Consider the following 13,673-nt stretch of genomic DNA (forward strand, 5'->3'; position numbering starts at 1 on the left):
GCGTAATTTTCGTATAATTAATGAGCAACCCAAATCTGTCTGGCAAAGCTTGTTCAACCCTAAAACACCCCAAAATCAACTTTGTACCTATAGAGAAAAAGCCTTTTGTTCACTATTACTAGTTGATGGAAATATAGACAGAGTCGATTATGCATAATCCTATCATTTTAGGTTTCGCCAGCGCGACTCTCTTGTCACTTAGTATGACACCGGCACTCGCGCAGGAAGAAGAGCAAGAACAAAAACCCATACAAACTGTTGGCGACATTGTTGACCAACCAGGGGTGCTCACACCAAAAGGCAGACTCATTGTAGATTCTACATTGAGTTATGCACAAAGTGCCTCCAATCGAGTTTCGGTCGTTGGTTACTCAGTATTGCCAACACTAGTAGTTGGATTCATAGAGGTTGAAGAGGCCGACAGAACAACGCTCTCCTATGGGCTTGCACTGAGGTACGGTATTACTAACCGCCTTGAAGCTGAGGTTCGCGTACCATTTATTTATCGTAACGAAACCTACGAGAGACGGGAGCTTGCTTCAGCACAAAACGACACTACAATTTACCGCATTGAAGGCCACGGTGTAGGAGATGCAGAAATTGGACTTCGCTATCAGTTTAACATGGACTCTGCCCCCTTTTTTGTTGGTGGAGTCAGGGCCAAATCGACTACAGGGCGTTCCCCTTACGAGTCGGATTACAATCAGGATAGTAATTCGTTTGAAGAGACGCCTACAGGATCTGGCTTTTGGAGCATCGAGCCACACATCACGCTCATCTACCCTACAGCGCCCGTTGTACTATACGCAAGCCTTGGCTACGTATATAACTTTGAAGATGAGGTCACGCTGTTTGATGACTCTGTAGCCGATGTGAAATTAGGAGACTCTATCTCTATCAGCGCTGGGATGGGATTTGCGGTTAACCCCAAATTTTCATTTTCGTTGGGGCTCAATCATAGAACCTTATTTGAAAGCGAGACTAATGGCTCTAGTTCTGGCTCACAACTCATCCAAATCGATCAAATTAGCTTTGGTACTCAGCTGTCGCTCACTCCGAACACCAGTCTCAATATCTCGGCAAGTGCAGGGCTCACTGAAGATTCCCCAGACTTTCAGCTTAACCTTTCTGTCCCGGTAGCATTCTAATAATAAAAAGGCCTAGCACAGAGGCTAGGCCAGATAGCTTAAATTTTACCCTACTCCTGAAACTCTAACCTCACAGCATTACTGACTAGAAAAGTGTTTATTGCCCTAAGTTGATCCTAATAGAATCACGTATTTGGGCTCTCAAAGCTTCTCTGTCTATAAGGGTTGAAACATTCGCTTCAATGTCTACCATTGTTGTGAGTTCAATGTGACGCCCATCTGCAGTATTTTGTATTATGTTCCCGATGACTGGGTGGGGTTTGACTATGCTGGTCAGTTGGTTAGCATTTGCTTGCGGTAAGTTTTCGTCCTCACCTTGTGTCCCTTCTATTGACGAACTGATAGTAGCAAAATTACCATCACCCACTTGCAATAACTGAATGGTATTGGACAGTTCTTTGCTACCTAATAGCTTCCCATTAGCGATCGTTAGGTTAGCAATATGCGAGTTTAGTAATCGAGTACCATCCACTGAACCAGTCACACTAATACCGATATTAATCTGACCGATATCTAGCGCAAAACCGCCACGTACATTTGACATTGTCTGATCGCTAAGCGCAGCAACCTCTTGCCAAAACCACTCGCTTGCAGTAGCGGGGCTAGAACATAAAAGGAGACTTATCATCCATTTCATTTTCACTATGCCCTCCTAATAGTAAGAGCTAGACACATGCAGATACATATCACCCATATTATGGCGGGGTATTGCATGTTCCGTTGGAGATTGTGTATAGACCGAAAAGTGCGGATCTCGCAGAAACGTTTCCCTAGCGGCATCAACATCTGATTTGATCAGTAAAGTAATCCCTTGATACGATTTCATGAACGCTTGTTTATCTAAAACGATCGTTCCTCTTGAGGGATCACCCAATATGATCTGTGAATGGTTAATGCCTTTAATGACCACAAAATGCATATATCCATCAAAGTTGACTAACGTAACACCAGGAACACCCAACTTTTCTAGCTTGTCTAACCCAACTTTATAACCGTCAGATTCATAACCAAGCTGATTGAGGTAGTTCTTCATATCCAAAAGAGAAAAGCCCTGCTCTTTAATCAAAGCCTTATCTCCATTTCGGTACATTGCGGTAAAAATTGCTTCTTCCGCTACTGGATGTTGATAGTGATAATGCAGTAATGTCGCCAACGCAGCCGAGCCGCAGCTGAAGTCGTACTGCTGACGCCAGACATCGCCAAACAGGATTTCCTGATAGCTCTGTACCGGAACCGATAAAGCATGCTTATTCCAACTTAAATCGACTGCATGTGCAGGAGGTGCGATAGTCAATGCACCTCCCACCGTTACCACTAACACTTTGGCCCAGATATTATTCATCACTCTAAACTCAGATTGATCACGGTCGCATTTTGAATGAGAACGTTGTGACCGGAATTTTGAATGACATTGGTAACACCTTGACTGGATCCAAAGGCACCAGCGTGAATATGGTTATCACCACTACTAACTCCCATAGCAACGTTACCGACCGACTCACCATCGAGCTCGGTATTTGCAAGAGTTTGGTTAATATCCACTACGTGCTCTCCACCACGAAGGGCCTGTAAATTCGACTCAGACACTACGGAAACATCATCAATCAGCAACCACTCATCGGCTGCAACTTCGCTTGCAATAACCCATGAAGCAACGCACAAAAGCATTGTGCTAAGCTTATTCATTGCTCCTCCTTAGCTCACTAAGAGCGAGTTAGGTACTCCGATTATTAATCAGTGAATACCGAAGCATTGGTGGTCACTGATTGTTGCACCATCGAGTTTGCTCCCGAGTTTTGTCCAATCGTTGTGATCCCCGATACATTACCAAAAGAGTTGTCAATGTTATTGCTATGCGTAACATTAAAATCACCTTTGTTTTCATCAGACATTCCATAAGTGACTGTCGTCCTAGCTACGCTACCCATCAATACTGACGACGCGACAACCTGGTCCATATCAAAGATGTGGGACGAATCTGTAGTATTGCCACTATCTTCCATCGTTGAGCTATTATTGCTCGCATTGGTCATACTGTTATTGCTATCGTCGTTGTAGCTGTTTTTGGTGCTGTTATCGTCCTTACTGTTGCCATCCATAGTATTGTTACTGGCCAGTGTTTTATCACTGGTACTGTTGTCGCTACTGTCGTTATAACTTCCATCAAGGCTAGCGTCAGACGTCTCGTTGTAACTGTAATGAGTACTATTATTATCGTTGGTATTATTGTCCTGTGTATTATTGCTACCACCGGTGTACTCTGACGTGCTGTTATCACTGTAATCGCTATAACTACCGTTGATACTATTATCATTGGTGGAGTTATTGTCGGCCGAATTGCCACTTCCTTTGTTGTAGGTGTTGTCGCTGTTGTTGCTGTTATCGTTGTTACTTCCGTTGGTACTAAAATCATCCATGGTGTTGTTGTCATGGGTATTATTACTAGCAACCGCGTGGTCATTTTGGCTATTGTCACTACCATCGTTATAACTGCCATTGGTGCTGTTATTATCGGCGGTGTTATTGTCCGTCGAATTATTGTTGCCAGCCTCCAATGTGTTGTAGCTCATCACGTCATTACCATCATTACCGCTGTTATTCTCGCCATTATTTAGCACATCGTCAGCTTGTGCTAAACCGCTAAGCAATAGACCACTTATTATCAGTGCAATCGGGGTTTTATAACTATTCATATCCATTCTCCTTAGACCTTATTAGATCTACTCCGTCATCACCGATGCATTTGTGGTTACAGATTGTTGAACCAAAGAGTTACTGCCCGCGTTTTGGCCCAATGTTGTAATACCTGCAGTGCTATTGAAACTCGAATCAATGGCGTTGCTATGAGTAACATTGAATGTCCCTTTATTGTCATCTCTCATCTGATACTCAACACCTGTACCCGTAATCGATCCAGATAAGTCTGCCTGAGCAACAATAGAATCAACATCCATTTCATAAAAATGACTTTCACTGTTGTTGCTGTTATACCAATTACTAGAGTTGTCACTTCTATCAAGCGTACTGTTGTCGCTTTCATTGTTATAACTGTCTTTTATACTGTTATCGTCTTCTGAGTTATTGTCGGCACTATTACCGCTCCAAGACGTGTAGCTATCGTCACTGTTGTCACTTTCATCGTTGTAACTATCGTTGGTACTAGCGTTGGTATCAGTGTTGTTGCTGTCATTAATGCTGTTATCGTCTTTTGAATTGCCATCTTGAGAATTACCACTATAAAGGTGCTCACTCATTTGGCTGTTGTCGCTATCATCGTTATGACTGTCATAAGTACTGTTGTCGTCAGCGCTATTACCGTCCATCGAATTACCGCTTAGGTAGTTCTCATTGGTGGTACTATTGTCACTACGATTATTGTTACTTTGATTGGTACTGTTGTTATCACTCGAATTGCCGTCTATCGAATTACCACTCCACCATTGATCGTTATTTGCACTGTTATTACTGGTATCGTTATTACTATCGTTAGTGCTGTTATTGTCCGCAGAGTTACCATCTACTGAGTTTCCATTTAATAGCGAGGCCTCGTTGTAACTCGAAACGTCATTACCATCATTGCCATTATTATCACCGCTATTGTTTAACTCATCGGCCAATACACCGCCACTCGTTAACAAACCAGCAATCATCAAAGCAGTCGTTGTTTTTCTTAGATTCATAGTCCTGTCTCTCCAAATCATCCTAAATAGGTTCCATGGGATCCCTATCCTTTTGTTGAGTCCCATACCCAACAATGGCGAGTGTAGTGGTGCTCTAAAAATTAGCACAGTCTCACTAATGAGACATCTGGCGTGGGGCCTATAATTGGCAGAGAACGACCTATTTCCCATCCTTAACTGACTGTTAATTAAGCAGTTAAGTGAAAGGTTGTTACGAAGTAGTGCTGCGAATCAAAAGGAGGTTGATTATCGTTACTACTTCATTGCTCTGGTGCAACTCTAATAGATGATTTTTTAATACACTTCTGTGTGACTGATTAAGGCGGACATATTTAAACTCTACAAGGTCTAAATTGATCACCTTTAGAGTGAGATAATGACTTTGCAGCCCATTTTCTTCGTGCTCAATAGTTAAGCCTACATTTAGTATGGTTATCATGCCCTTTGCTATACGACCTTAAATGCGGCTCTAAACAAGAGGGTGTAGCCTGATAGTTTAAAAATATAAATAGTTCGCAAAGCCTGATGAGTTGTGGATATTCAAGAAATTGCCTAATCAACGTTTTCTAATATAGTTGTGTTTAATCAAAATCATTTAGAGGTTGGTCAGGCATGAGTGAATGGCAAGTCATCATTGCAAATCACATTGGGTTGGAATCGCAACTTATTCAGAAAGAATTGGCGAGCATCCCTGATGTCCACTGCCTTATCCTCGAGCCAGAAGTGTTGCCTCACTTAGAGTTTAAACCTGGCACCTGCTTAATTATTGATCACGCAGCCCTAACAGATGCTGAAACTGTATTATGGCTGGCACTGCAATCCGGTAATCTACATGTCGTCCTACATAACCTAGACGACAACCACCTTTCATTAGAGTATTACCAATGGCAATGCCTAAAAGGCACACTAAGCAAAGACGCACCTGTAGAACATCTACGAAGCTGTGTTACCACCATACTAAATGGTGGCATGTGGCTTCCAAGACTTGGATTGGAATCCATTTTGTATCATTACCGCCAGCCATCTAATGCTCATGGTGCCTGGAAATTGAATCTTACTAAACGAGAAAAACAGATACTGGATCGCATCACCGCCGGTGAGTCTAACAAAGAAATTGCAGATGACCTTTTTCTTGCCGTTTCAACAGTCAAAACCCATGTCTATAAGCTGTACAAAAAAATGGAGGTCAATAATAGGCATCAGGCGATATCCAAGGTTCGCTCAGCTGCACGAGCAAACATTAAGATGCTGTAGCATACCTTGGCAATGGTGCAAACACTGAATCCATCTAACACCACAAACGTAGAAAAGAAAAAAGCCAGCTACTAGAACTGGCTTTAATTGAATTTGGAACGACGCGACCGGCTAGGGCACGAGGTTCTTTGAATTTGGAGCGACACACGAGGTTCGAACTCGTGACCTCAACCTTGGCAAGGTTGCGCTCTACCAACTGAGCTAGTGTCGCAAATTCATGTTTGAAATAATGGAGGCGCGTCCCGGAGTCGAACCGAGGTCCACGGATTTGCAATCCGCTGCATAGCCACTCTGCCAACGCGCCATATTTCTGTAGCAGGGGCTACTGAGTTTTCTACTGAGAGTAGGAAACTGGAACAACACTACCCGTTAAGGTGCGAGGTTCGTTTTTAATGGAGCGACACACGAGGTTCGAACTCGTGACCTCAACCTTGGCAAGGTTGCGCTCTACCAACTGAGCTAGTGTCGCAAATAAATGGTGCCCCGGGCCGGACTTGAACCGGCACGAATCGAAATTCGAGGGATTTTAAATCCCTTGTGTCTACCAATTCCACCACCAGGGCACACAAAATTTGTTGTGTTTGGTAACACCATTTAGTGATATCGATGTTAATCAATACCTAAATTTTTTGGAACGACGCGACCGGCTAGGGCACGAGGTTCTTTGAATTTGGAGCGACACACGAGGTTCGAACTCGTGACCTCAACCTTGGCAAGGTTGCGCTCTACCAACTGAGCTAGTGTCGCAATCATTCTACTTGAGAATGGAGGCGCGTCCCGGAGTCGAACCGAGGTCCACGGATTTGCAATCCGCTGCATAGCCACTCTGCCAACGCGCCTTTGTTTCCTAGCGGTTATTCTCGCTGGGTACGGGGTGGCATTTTACTGAAACGAGTGAGTGAGTCAACACTAATTTGCGATTTTTGTTTTGTTTGGCTACTTTACCGACAGAATTCTCAAAACGGATAGAAAAAGCACAAAACTTGGCTAAAATTCATCAACTTAAAGTCTATTTTTTAGCTAGCGAAAGTATAAAAAAAGCAAGCTCACGCTTGCTTAAGTAGTTTATTCGATAGACTAAGCCTAATCGCTGTTCAACAAGTCATCTTTAGCAGCTGCCAAATACTGGAACATCGACCAATAAGTCAAGATTGTGGCTATATAGAGCGCACCAAAGCCAACCCAGACCATCCACTCATCGTAACGCCAAATCAGCACCCAGAGTGCAAACATCTGGCTCACCGTCTTTACTTTTCCGACCCAAGAGACAGCAACGGCAGAACGTTTACCCAACTCGGCCATCCATTCACGCAGCGCAGAAATAATAATTTCGCGACCAATCATAGTCATCGCGGGAATCGTTATCCAAATTGAGGCGTAGTGCTCGGTAATCAATAATAATGCTGCAGCGACCATGACTTTGTCGGCCACCGGATCTAAAAAAGCGCCAAATCGAGACGTTTGATTCAGTTTACGAGCGAGATAGCCATCTAGCCAATCTGTTGCACCAGCAAAAAGGAAAATCATAGCGGCAAGAAGATCCGCCCACGGATAAGGAAGATAAAACGCGACAACAAAAACGGGGATTAATACGAGACGTAATAGCGTTAAGATATTTGGGATGGTAAGTTTCATTCGACAGCACTCTGCTTCAGCGTGCTCTAATGGTGCGGTAAAAACGTTACTGTTTCAACGTTTCATGAATAATTTGTGCTAAAGAGCGACTTATACCAGGTACCTTGGCGATTTCTTCAGCAGATGCTCGCTTAACTTCTTGAATTCCACCCATATATTTAAGTAGAGCTTGACGCCTTTTGGGCCCTACCCCTTCAATGCCCTCTAAAGCACTGGTTTTACGAGTTTTACCACGCTTAGCTCTATGTCCCGCAATGGCGTGATTGTGGCTTTCATCTCGTATGTGTTGCATCAGGTGCAGCGCTGGAGAGTCGGAAGGTAAATTAAACTCATCTCCATCTGGCGTGATCATGGTTTCTAACCCTGGCTTACGGGTTACCCCTTTTGCTATACCGATAAGGCTCGGCCTTTTTGGCCAGTCGTTCCAATATTTAGATACGATCTCTACCGCTCGCCCCAGTTGTCCTTTACCACCATCAATAAAAATCACATCAGGTATCTTATCGACATCTAACTGTTTTGAATATCGACGCTCTAACACTTGCCCCATTGCTGCGTAATCGTCTCCACCAGTGATACCAGTGATGTTGTAGCGACGATACTCCTGCTTAACCGGCCCTTCATGATTGAAAACCACACAAGATGCAATCGTACTCTCACCCATCGTGTGACTGATATCGAAACATTCCATACGACGAATCGAATCCAGTGACAATGTCTCTTCTAACGCTTTAAAGCGCTGAGATATCGTCATCTTGTGATTGATTTTAGTGGTGATCGCATTGAGCGCATTGGTATTGGCCAGCCTTAAATACTGTCCGCGGCTGCCCGTTGGGTTTTCGTGGAAGCGAATAGAACGTCCTGCAAGCTCTGTTAGCGCTGTTTTAATAGCCTCGCTATCATCGAGCAAGCCTTCACCAAACAATAGTCGAGAAGGCAGCGTGCGCCCCTCACTGCTATTAAAGTAATACTGGCTAACAAAACTAGTAAACACTTCATTCGCTGGGGTGTTATTCGGTGTTTTAGGGAAATAACTGCGACTGCCTAGTATTTTACCGTGGCGCACCATCAGCATATGAACGCAAGTAATGCCGTTTTCTTGTGCGTAGCCCAACACGTCGATGTCATCGAGCGAATCCTCTGACACAAACTGCTGCTCTTGGACTCGACGTATCGCTTGGATCTGGTCGCGAAACTGCGCCGCTTTCTCGAACGCTAACTCTCGACTCGCGGCTTCCATGCGAGTTACCAGCGTTTCGATCACTTGACGATCTTTGCCCTTTAGAAACAGTCGAACCATTTCCACAAGGTCCGCATACTCTTCAGTAGATATCACCGACTGAACACAAGGTGCTGCACATCGTCCAATTTGGTACATCAAGCAGGGTCGAGAGCGGTTCGCATAAACCGTATCCTCACATTGACGCATCGGCAGTATCTTTTGCAGTAAGTGCAAGGTTTGGCGTACCGAGCCAGAATCGGGGAAAGGACCAAAGTATTCGCCCTTACGCTTTTTAGCACCGCGATATATGCTTAGTCGAGGATGCTTGTGATTTGAAATGAAAATATAGGGATAAGATTTATCGTCACGCAACAACACGTTGTACTTGGGTAAGTACTGTTTTATATAGTTGTGCTCGAGGATCAGGGCTTCGGTTTCACTGTGTGTGACCGTCACATCAATATGAGCAATATTGCTCACCAACGCTCTGGTTTTTTCGCTGTCTACTTTTGCTCTAAAATAGCTCGAAAGTCGCTTTTTGAGATCTTTGGCCTTTCCTACATAAATAACGTCAGATTGCTCGTTATACATGCGGTAAACCCCAGGGTGCTGGGGTACCGTTTTTAGAAAGTCTTTTGAATCAAAAAGCGAGCTCACTGAGAGTACTGGTCTACTGGCTACAGTGTTTCGGTATCGAGGATGCCGTGTCGGATCGCAAGGTGCGTCAACTCTACATCTCCGCTAATGTCCAATTTACTAAAGAGTCGATAGCGATAGCTATTAACGGTTTTTGGACTGAGATTCAATTGCTCTGAAATATCAGTGACTTTTTCACCTTTGGTGATCATCATCATGATTTGCAACTCGCGTTCAGACAGGTCCTTAAATGGATTATCTGAGTTTGAGGACACTTGGCTCAGTGCCATTTGCTGAGCAATTTCAGGCGAAATGTAACGCTGACCACTGTTGACCAGTCGAATAGCATTTACCATTTCATCTGGGCCGGCACCTTTGGTTAAGTAACCCGCAGCACCTGCTTGCATCACCTTCGTTGGAAATGGGTTTTCAGTATGTACTGTTAGTACAATTATTTTTACATCTGGGTTAAATCGCAATATTTTTTTGGTTGCTTCTAAACCACCAATGCCGGGCATATTCATATCCATCAACACCACGTCGGCGTGATTGGCTCGGCACCATTTTACTGCTTGTTCACCGCTGTCAGCTTCCCCTGCTACGTTCATACCACGGACGTCTTCAATTATACGTCTAATCCCTGTGCGCACCAGCTCGTGATCATCTACAAGGCATACGTTTATCAAACTTGTATCTCCACACTGTTATTGGCCGCATAGCTCTAATTGAGCATAGCAAGTTGGACGGCAATCATACCGTACTTAGGTAAAAACTTTGAGCTAGAATATGCTCTGATTTCGCAAAAATGGCAATATAATCTCTTGCTAAATATGAACTATGCGTCATATTTTTAGTTAAATGGTTGGTATTTAACCGAAAATACCAAAAGCTCAATCTGTTTTAACCTAACGATAACTGTGATAATTTGACCCACAATTAACACAAGGCGACCCACTATTTATGCAGATCACTCAACGCGGTTTCATTTTGTCTCGCCAAGTGATTACGTTAAACCACCGTCCTCACCTAAGTTTCTGGGTTTCAACGGACGAGGGACCCCAGCACATCATTACAGGGCCTCAACAATCGGTCCTATTTGTCGATGCGAGTTACCATACAACTATAGTTGATCATTTCGGCTCGCGCGTCGAAACCAAACCGGTGTCGCTTAAGCAGTTTAACGATACACCGGTCATTGCCGTGTATAGCAACACCTATAACCAGTTTAACGAACTTAAGCAGTGGTTAGAAAGTCAACAAATAGAAGCCTTCGAAGACGACATCTCACTCATTGACCGATTTTTAATGGAGCGCTTCATACAAGGTGCAATTGAGTATCAAGGGGAATGCAGTGATGGCGTAACGGTCAGAAATGCTCAGTGTAAACGCTGTGATTTTCAGCCGTCTTTAGTGATGGTGTCGCTGGACATCGAATGTTCACAACATGGTGTGCTTTACTCTATCGGGTTAGATTCGCCTAATGACAAACGAGTGATCATGGTTGGCGAAGCCGAAGAACTAAAACCTGAATCCCCTGTTATCGAATGGGTAAATGATGAGAAGCAGCTATTGCTTAACCTGTTTGCGTGGTTTGAACGCTTTGACCCTGACATCATCATTGGTTGGAGTGTCGTCAACTTTGATTTGCGACTGCTGATCAAACGAGCCGACTACCATGGCCTTAAACTGGCTCTTGGCCGTCAAAAGAGTTACGTGACCTTTCGTCAATCGGCACAAGGACAACAAGGCTTTGCCACTATTCCAGGAAGATGCATTATTGATGGTATTGACGGTTTAAAATCAGCCGCGCACCATTTTCCATCTTGGTCGTTAGAGAATGTATCCCAACAGATGCTCGGCAAAGGTAAAATCATCCATAACCCCCATGACAGGATGGATGAAATTAATCGCATGTTCTATCACGACAAACAAGCGTTAGCGACATACAACCTACAAGATTGCGTCTTAGTAACGCAGATATTTAAGCATACCCAACTGCTAGAGTATCTCATTGAGCGGGCTAAGCTCACCGGCCTTTCGCTAGACAAATCTGGTGGCTCAGTGGCTGCATTTACTAACCTGTATTTGCCCCGCTTACATAGAGCGGGATACGTCGCACCTAACTTAGATCGTGACGGCTGGGAAGCAAGTCCTGGCGGTTATGTTATGGACTCGCAACCGGGTCTGTACGATTCGGTACTGGTACTAGATTTTAAGAGCCTATACCCTTCTATCATTCGCACTTTTTTAATCGACCCGCTGGGCCTTATTGAAGGGTTAAAGCAAGAGATTGGAACCCAGCAGGATCAAGCTATAGAAGGATTTAAGGGGGCGCGTTTTCATCGCAGCCGTCACTTTCTTCCCGAGTTAATCGAAACGCTATGGAAAGAGCGCGACAAAGCCAAACGTAATAACAATGCTGCATTTTCTCAGGCGATTAAGATCATCATGAACTCTTTCTATGGGGTACTAGGAGCTAGAGGGTGTCGATTTTTTGATGCTAGGCTCGCCTCCTCTATCACCATGCGCGGTCATCAAATTATGAAAGAGACACGCCTTGAAATAGAAGCCATGGGATATAAAGTCATTTACGGTGATACCGATTCAATTTTTGTCGCTTTAGGAAAAAAAACGCCAGAAGATGAGGCTGATGCCATTGGTCAATCGATGATGCACCACATTAATGGTTGGTGTAAAGAGCGTATTCAAAGTGAGCACGCACTAGACAGCTGTATTGAACTGGAGTTTGAAACCCACTTTAAAAAATTCTTTATGCCAACCATACGCGATTCAGAAATGGGCTCAAAAAAACGTTACGCGGGACTTTTAGGCAAAAACAACACCATAGTTTTTAAAGGGCTTGAAAGCGTACGAACCGATTGGACTGAATTGGCACACGAGTTTCAGCACACGCTTTACACTATGGTTTTTGACGATGTTAATCCAAGCCAATATGTGCGGGACATTACCGAGCAAGTGACGCAGGGACAGTGGGACAGCAAATTAGTGTATGCGAAACGGCTTAGACGCAAACTGTCGGACTATCAAAAAAACATCCCACCACAAGTACGCGCTGCGCGCCTAGCGGATGAAAAAAACCATCTGCTTGGTCGAGCATTGCAATACCAAAATCGTGGGCAAATTCGATATGTTATGACGCTTAATGGGCCAGAGCCGCTGGAATATCTGGAATCGCCAATCGACTACCAGCACTATATCGATAAGCAGCTTTTACCTATTGCAGATGCGATTTTACCGCACATAGGGTTGTCGTTTGAGCAGCTTAACGATCAGCAACTTGGTTTGTTCTAGCCAATTCTAAACTCTGTTTTTTTATACGATTTGACTAGCCAGTCACCGTGAGAGTCGAGCAGTCCTACCACCGAACGCCTAGGAATTAAGTGTGGACGTAACAGCAAGGTGAGACGCTTGATTTCGACTTGTTTACTTGGGTAATAGTGTTGTGCGACATCGGCACATTGTAGCGGATCGTCTAACCACACCCGATGTTTATGCAGGACTAAACCATAGTGAGCCCGAAGTAGTTTTTTGCCTATCTCACGCTGCTGCAAAAACTGAGCTTTTTGATCCGTCACTTGAACATAGTGTTTGCGTAGCGAGGGCAACTTCTCTTCCAAGTCCATATTCCAAAATTTGGAGATTTCCCAATTCGGTTCAAACTGACCAAAGCAGTGCGTAAGGTCATCGCCAAGTAGGCACACGCAACACTGTTTAAGTAAAAATCCCCACTTAAAAATATTGTCTAGAGACAACACTTCCGAGAGGGTTACCGTCCTAATATTGATGCCAGTGACTTCTGGAAAGGATTGGCTAAATCGCCACTCAATATTTCGCTTTATCGTATTAAGTTGACCCGATTGCTCGCGATGAAGGACAACCAGTAGATCGAGGTTAGAAAGGTGTGGTTTCGCTCTGCCTGTGGCAAAGCTGCCAAACAGATACAAGCTGTGAACATTGGTGGAAAGAGACGCTCGGATCCATTTGGTAGCATCCTCAATGATCATTTCACTTCGGCCTTGCCAAGCACTGATTGAAGACATTGTCTGAGCCACGTTGCTCTCTCCCCTTTGTAACCTA

At 44.1% G+C, this 13,673-nt stretch carries 12 protein-coding genes and 6 tRNA genes; 3 read left to right on the plus strand and 15 right to left on the minus strand.

Annotation, left to right across the window (positions count from 1 at the left end):
* Window positions 1–149 precede the first annotated feature (149 nt).
* Complete coding sequence (locus JQC93_RS18825) at window positions 150–1,148, plus strand: transporter (protein WP_205159888.1); 999 nt, start codon at window positions 150–152, stop codon at window positions 1,146–1,148.
* Between the two features lie 97 nt (window positions 1,149–1,245).
* Here the strand turns inward: JQC93_RS18825 and JQC93_RS18830 are convergent, their stop codons facing one another.
* Genes JQC93_RS18830 through JQC93_RS18850 form a run of 5 tightly spaced genes read right to left on the minus strand, consistent with a single transcriptional unit; the run spans window position 1,246 to window position 4,828 of the window.
* Window positions 1,246–1,791 carry a hypothetical protein gene (locus JQC93_RS18830; protein WP_205159889.1) on the minus strand — a complete coding sequence of 182 codons (546 nt, stop codon included), beginning with the start codon at window positions 1,789–1,791 and terminating at the stop codon, window positions 1,246–1,248.
* Between the two features lie 9 nt (window positions 1,792–1,800).
* Entirely contained in the window at window positions 1,801–2,490 is a 690-nt protein-coding gene (locus tag JQC93_RS18835) for a C39 family peptidase (protein WP_205159890.1), read from the minus strand.
* Window positions 2,490–2,834: a carbon storage regulator gene (locus JQC93_RS18840; protein WP_205159891.1), complete on the minus strand. Its 345-nt coding sequence runs from the start codon at window positions 2,832–2,834 to the stop codon at window positions 2,490–2,492. Before JQC93_RS18840 ends, JQC93_RS18835 begins: the two co-directional genes overlap by 1 nt.
* 44 nt (window positions 2,835–2,878) lie before the next feature.
* Window positions 2,879–3,841 (minus strand): hypothetical protein, encoded by a 963-nt coding sequence (locus JQC93_RS18845; RefSeq protein ID WP_205159892.1) that lies wholly within the window; start codon window positions 3,839–3,841, stop codon window positions 2,879–2,881.
* A gap of 27 nt (window positions 3,842–3,868) precedes the next feature.
* On the minus strand, window positions 3,869–4,828 hold the full coding sequence (locus JQC93_RS18850; protein WP_205159893.1) for a hypothetical protein: 960 nt from the start codon (window positions 4,826–4,828) through the stop codon (window positions 3,869–3,871).
* Between the two features lie 612 nt (window positions 4,829–5,440).
* On the opposite strand from JQC93_RS18850, the gene JQC93_RS18855 reads away from it, so the two are divergent.
* Window positions 5,441–6,082, plus strand: a complete 642-nt coding sequence (locus JQC93_RS18855) for a helix-turn-helix transcriptional regulator (protein WP_205159894.1) — start codon at window positions 5,441–5,443, stop codon at window positions 6,080–6,082.
* Between the two features lie 135 nt (window positions 6,083–6,217).
* Here the strand turns inward: JQC93_RS18855 and JQC93_RS18860 are convergent.
* From JQC93_RS18860 to uvrY, 9 genes are all read right to left on the minus strand, one after another.
* Window positions 6,218–6,293: transfer RNA gene (locus JQC93_RS18860), tRNA-Gly, on the minus strand.
* Window positions 6,294–6,312: 19 nt separating this feature from the next.
* Window positions 6,313–6,386: transfer RNA gene (locus tag JQC93_RS18865), tRNA-Cys, on the minus strand.
* Window positions 6,387–6,475: 89 nt separating this feature from the next.
* Window positions 6,476–6,551, minus strand: a tRNA-Gly gene (locus JQC93_RS18870).
* 7 nt (window positions 6,552–6,558) lie between these two features.
* Window positions 6,559–6,645, minus strand: a tRNA-Leu gene (locus JQC93_RS18875).
* Between the two features lie 108 nt (window positions 6,646–6,753).
* Window positions 6,754–6,829 (minus strand) — tRNA-Gly (locus tag JQC93_RS18880).
* An 18-nt stretch (window positions 6,830–6,847) separates the two neighbouring features.
* Window positions 6,848–6,921, minus strand: a tRNA-Cys gene (locus JQC93_RS18885).
* 244 nt (window positions 6,922–7,165) lie between these two features.
* A complete protein-coding gene (gene pgsA, locus JQC93_RS18890) occupies window positions 7,166–7,717 on the minus strand; it encodes a CDP-diacylglycerol--glycerol-3-phosphate 3-phosphatidyltransferase (protein ID WP_205159895.1) in 552 nt (183 codons plus the stop codon).
* Window positions 7,718–7,763: 46 nt separating this feature from the next.
* Window positions 7,764–9,596: an excinuclease ABC subunit UvrC gene (gene uvrC, locus JQC93_RS18895; protein WP_205159896.1), complete on the minus strand. Its 1,833-nt coding sequence runs from the start codon at window positions 9,594–9,596 to the stop codon at window positions 7,764–7,766.
* Between the two features lie 20 nt (window positions 9,597–9,616).
* Window positions 9,617–10,261, minus strand: coding sequence for a UvrY/SirA/GacA family response regulator transcription factor (gene uvrY / locus JQC93_RS18900; protein WP_084885571.1), 645 nt, complete (start codon window positions 10,259–10,261; stop codon window positions 9,617–9,619).
* A 274-nt stretch (window positions 10,262–10,535) separates the two neighbouring features.
* Between uvrY and JQC93_RS18905 the strand changes: the two genes are divergently transcribed.
* Window positions 10,536–12,887: a DNA polymerase II gene (locus JQC93_RS18905; protein ID WP_205159897.1), complete on the plus strand. Its 2,352-nt coding sequence runs from the start codon at window positions 10,536–10,538 to the stop codon at window positions 12,885–12,887.
* Here the strand turns inward: JQC93_RS18905 and JQC93_RS18910 are convergent.
* Window positions 12,884–13,648: a nucleotidyltransferase domain-containing protein gene (locus JQC93_RS18910; RefSeq protein WP_205159898.1), complete on the minus strand. Its 765-nt coding sequence runs from the start codon at window positions 13,646–13,648 to the stop codon at window positions 12,884–12,886. The genes JQC93_RS18905 and JQC93_RS18910 overlap by 4 nt on opposite strands.
* Between the last annotated feature and the right edge of the window lie 25 nt (window positions 13,649–13,673).

The organism is Vibrio ulleungensis (assembly GCF_016900875.1).
GTDB lineage: Bacteria > Pseudomonadota > Gammaproteobacteria > Enterobacterales > Vibrionaceae > Vibrio > Vibrio ulleungensis.

Coding starts and splice junctions, on each gene's coding strand:
- JQC93_RS18835 (WP_205159890.1), bottom strand. CDS start 2,490: ATGAATAATATCTGGGCCAAAGTGTTAGTGGTAACGGTGGGAGGTGCA.
- JQC93_RS18855 (WP_205159894.1), top strand. CDS start 5,441: ATGAGTGAATGGCAAGTCATCATTGCAAATCACATTGGGTTGGAATCG.
- JQC93_RS18840 (WP_205159891.1), bottom strand. CDS start 2,834: ATGAATAAGCTTAGCACAATGCTTTTGTGCGTTGCTTCATGGGTTATT.
- JQC93_RS18905 (WP_205159897.1), top strand. CDS start 10,536: ATGCAGATCACTCAACGCGGTTTCATTTTGTCTCGCCAAGTGATTACG.
- JQC93_RS18825 (WP_205159888.1), top strand. CDS start 150: ATGCATAATCCTATCATTTTAGGTTTCGCCAGCGCGACTCTCTTGTCA.
- JQC93_RS18850 (WP_205159893.1), bottom strand. CDS start 4,828: ATGAATCTAAGAAAAACAACGACTGCTTTGATGATTGCTGGTTTGTTA.
- JQC93_RS18845 (WP_205159892.1), bottom strand. CDS start 3,841: ATGAATAGTTATAAAACCCCGATTGCACTGATAATAAGTGGTCTATTG.
- pgsA (WP_205159895.1), bottom strand. CDS start 7,717: ATGAAACTTACCATCCCAAATATCTTAACGCTATTACGTCTCGTATTA.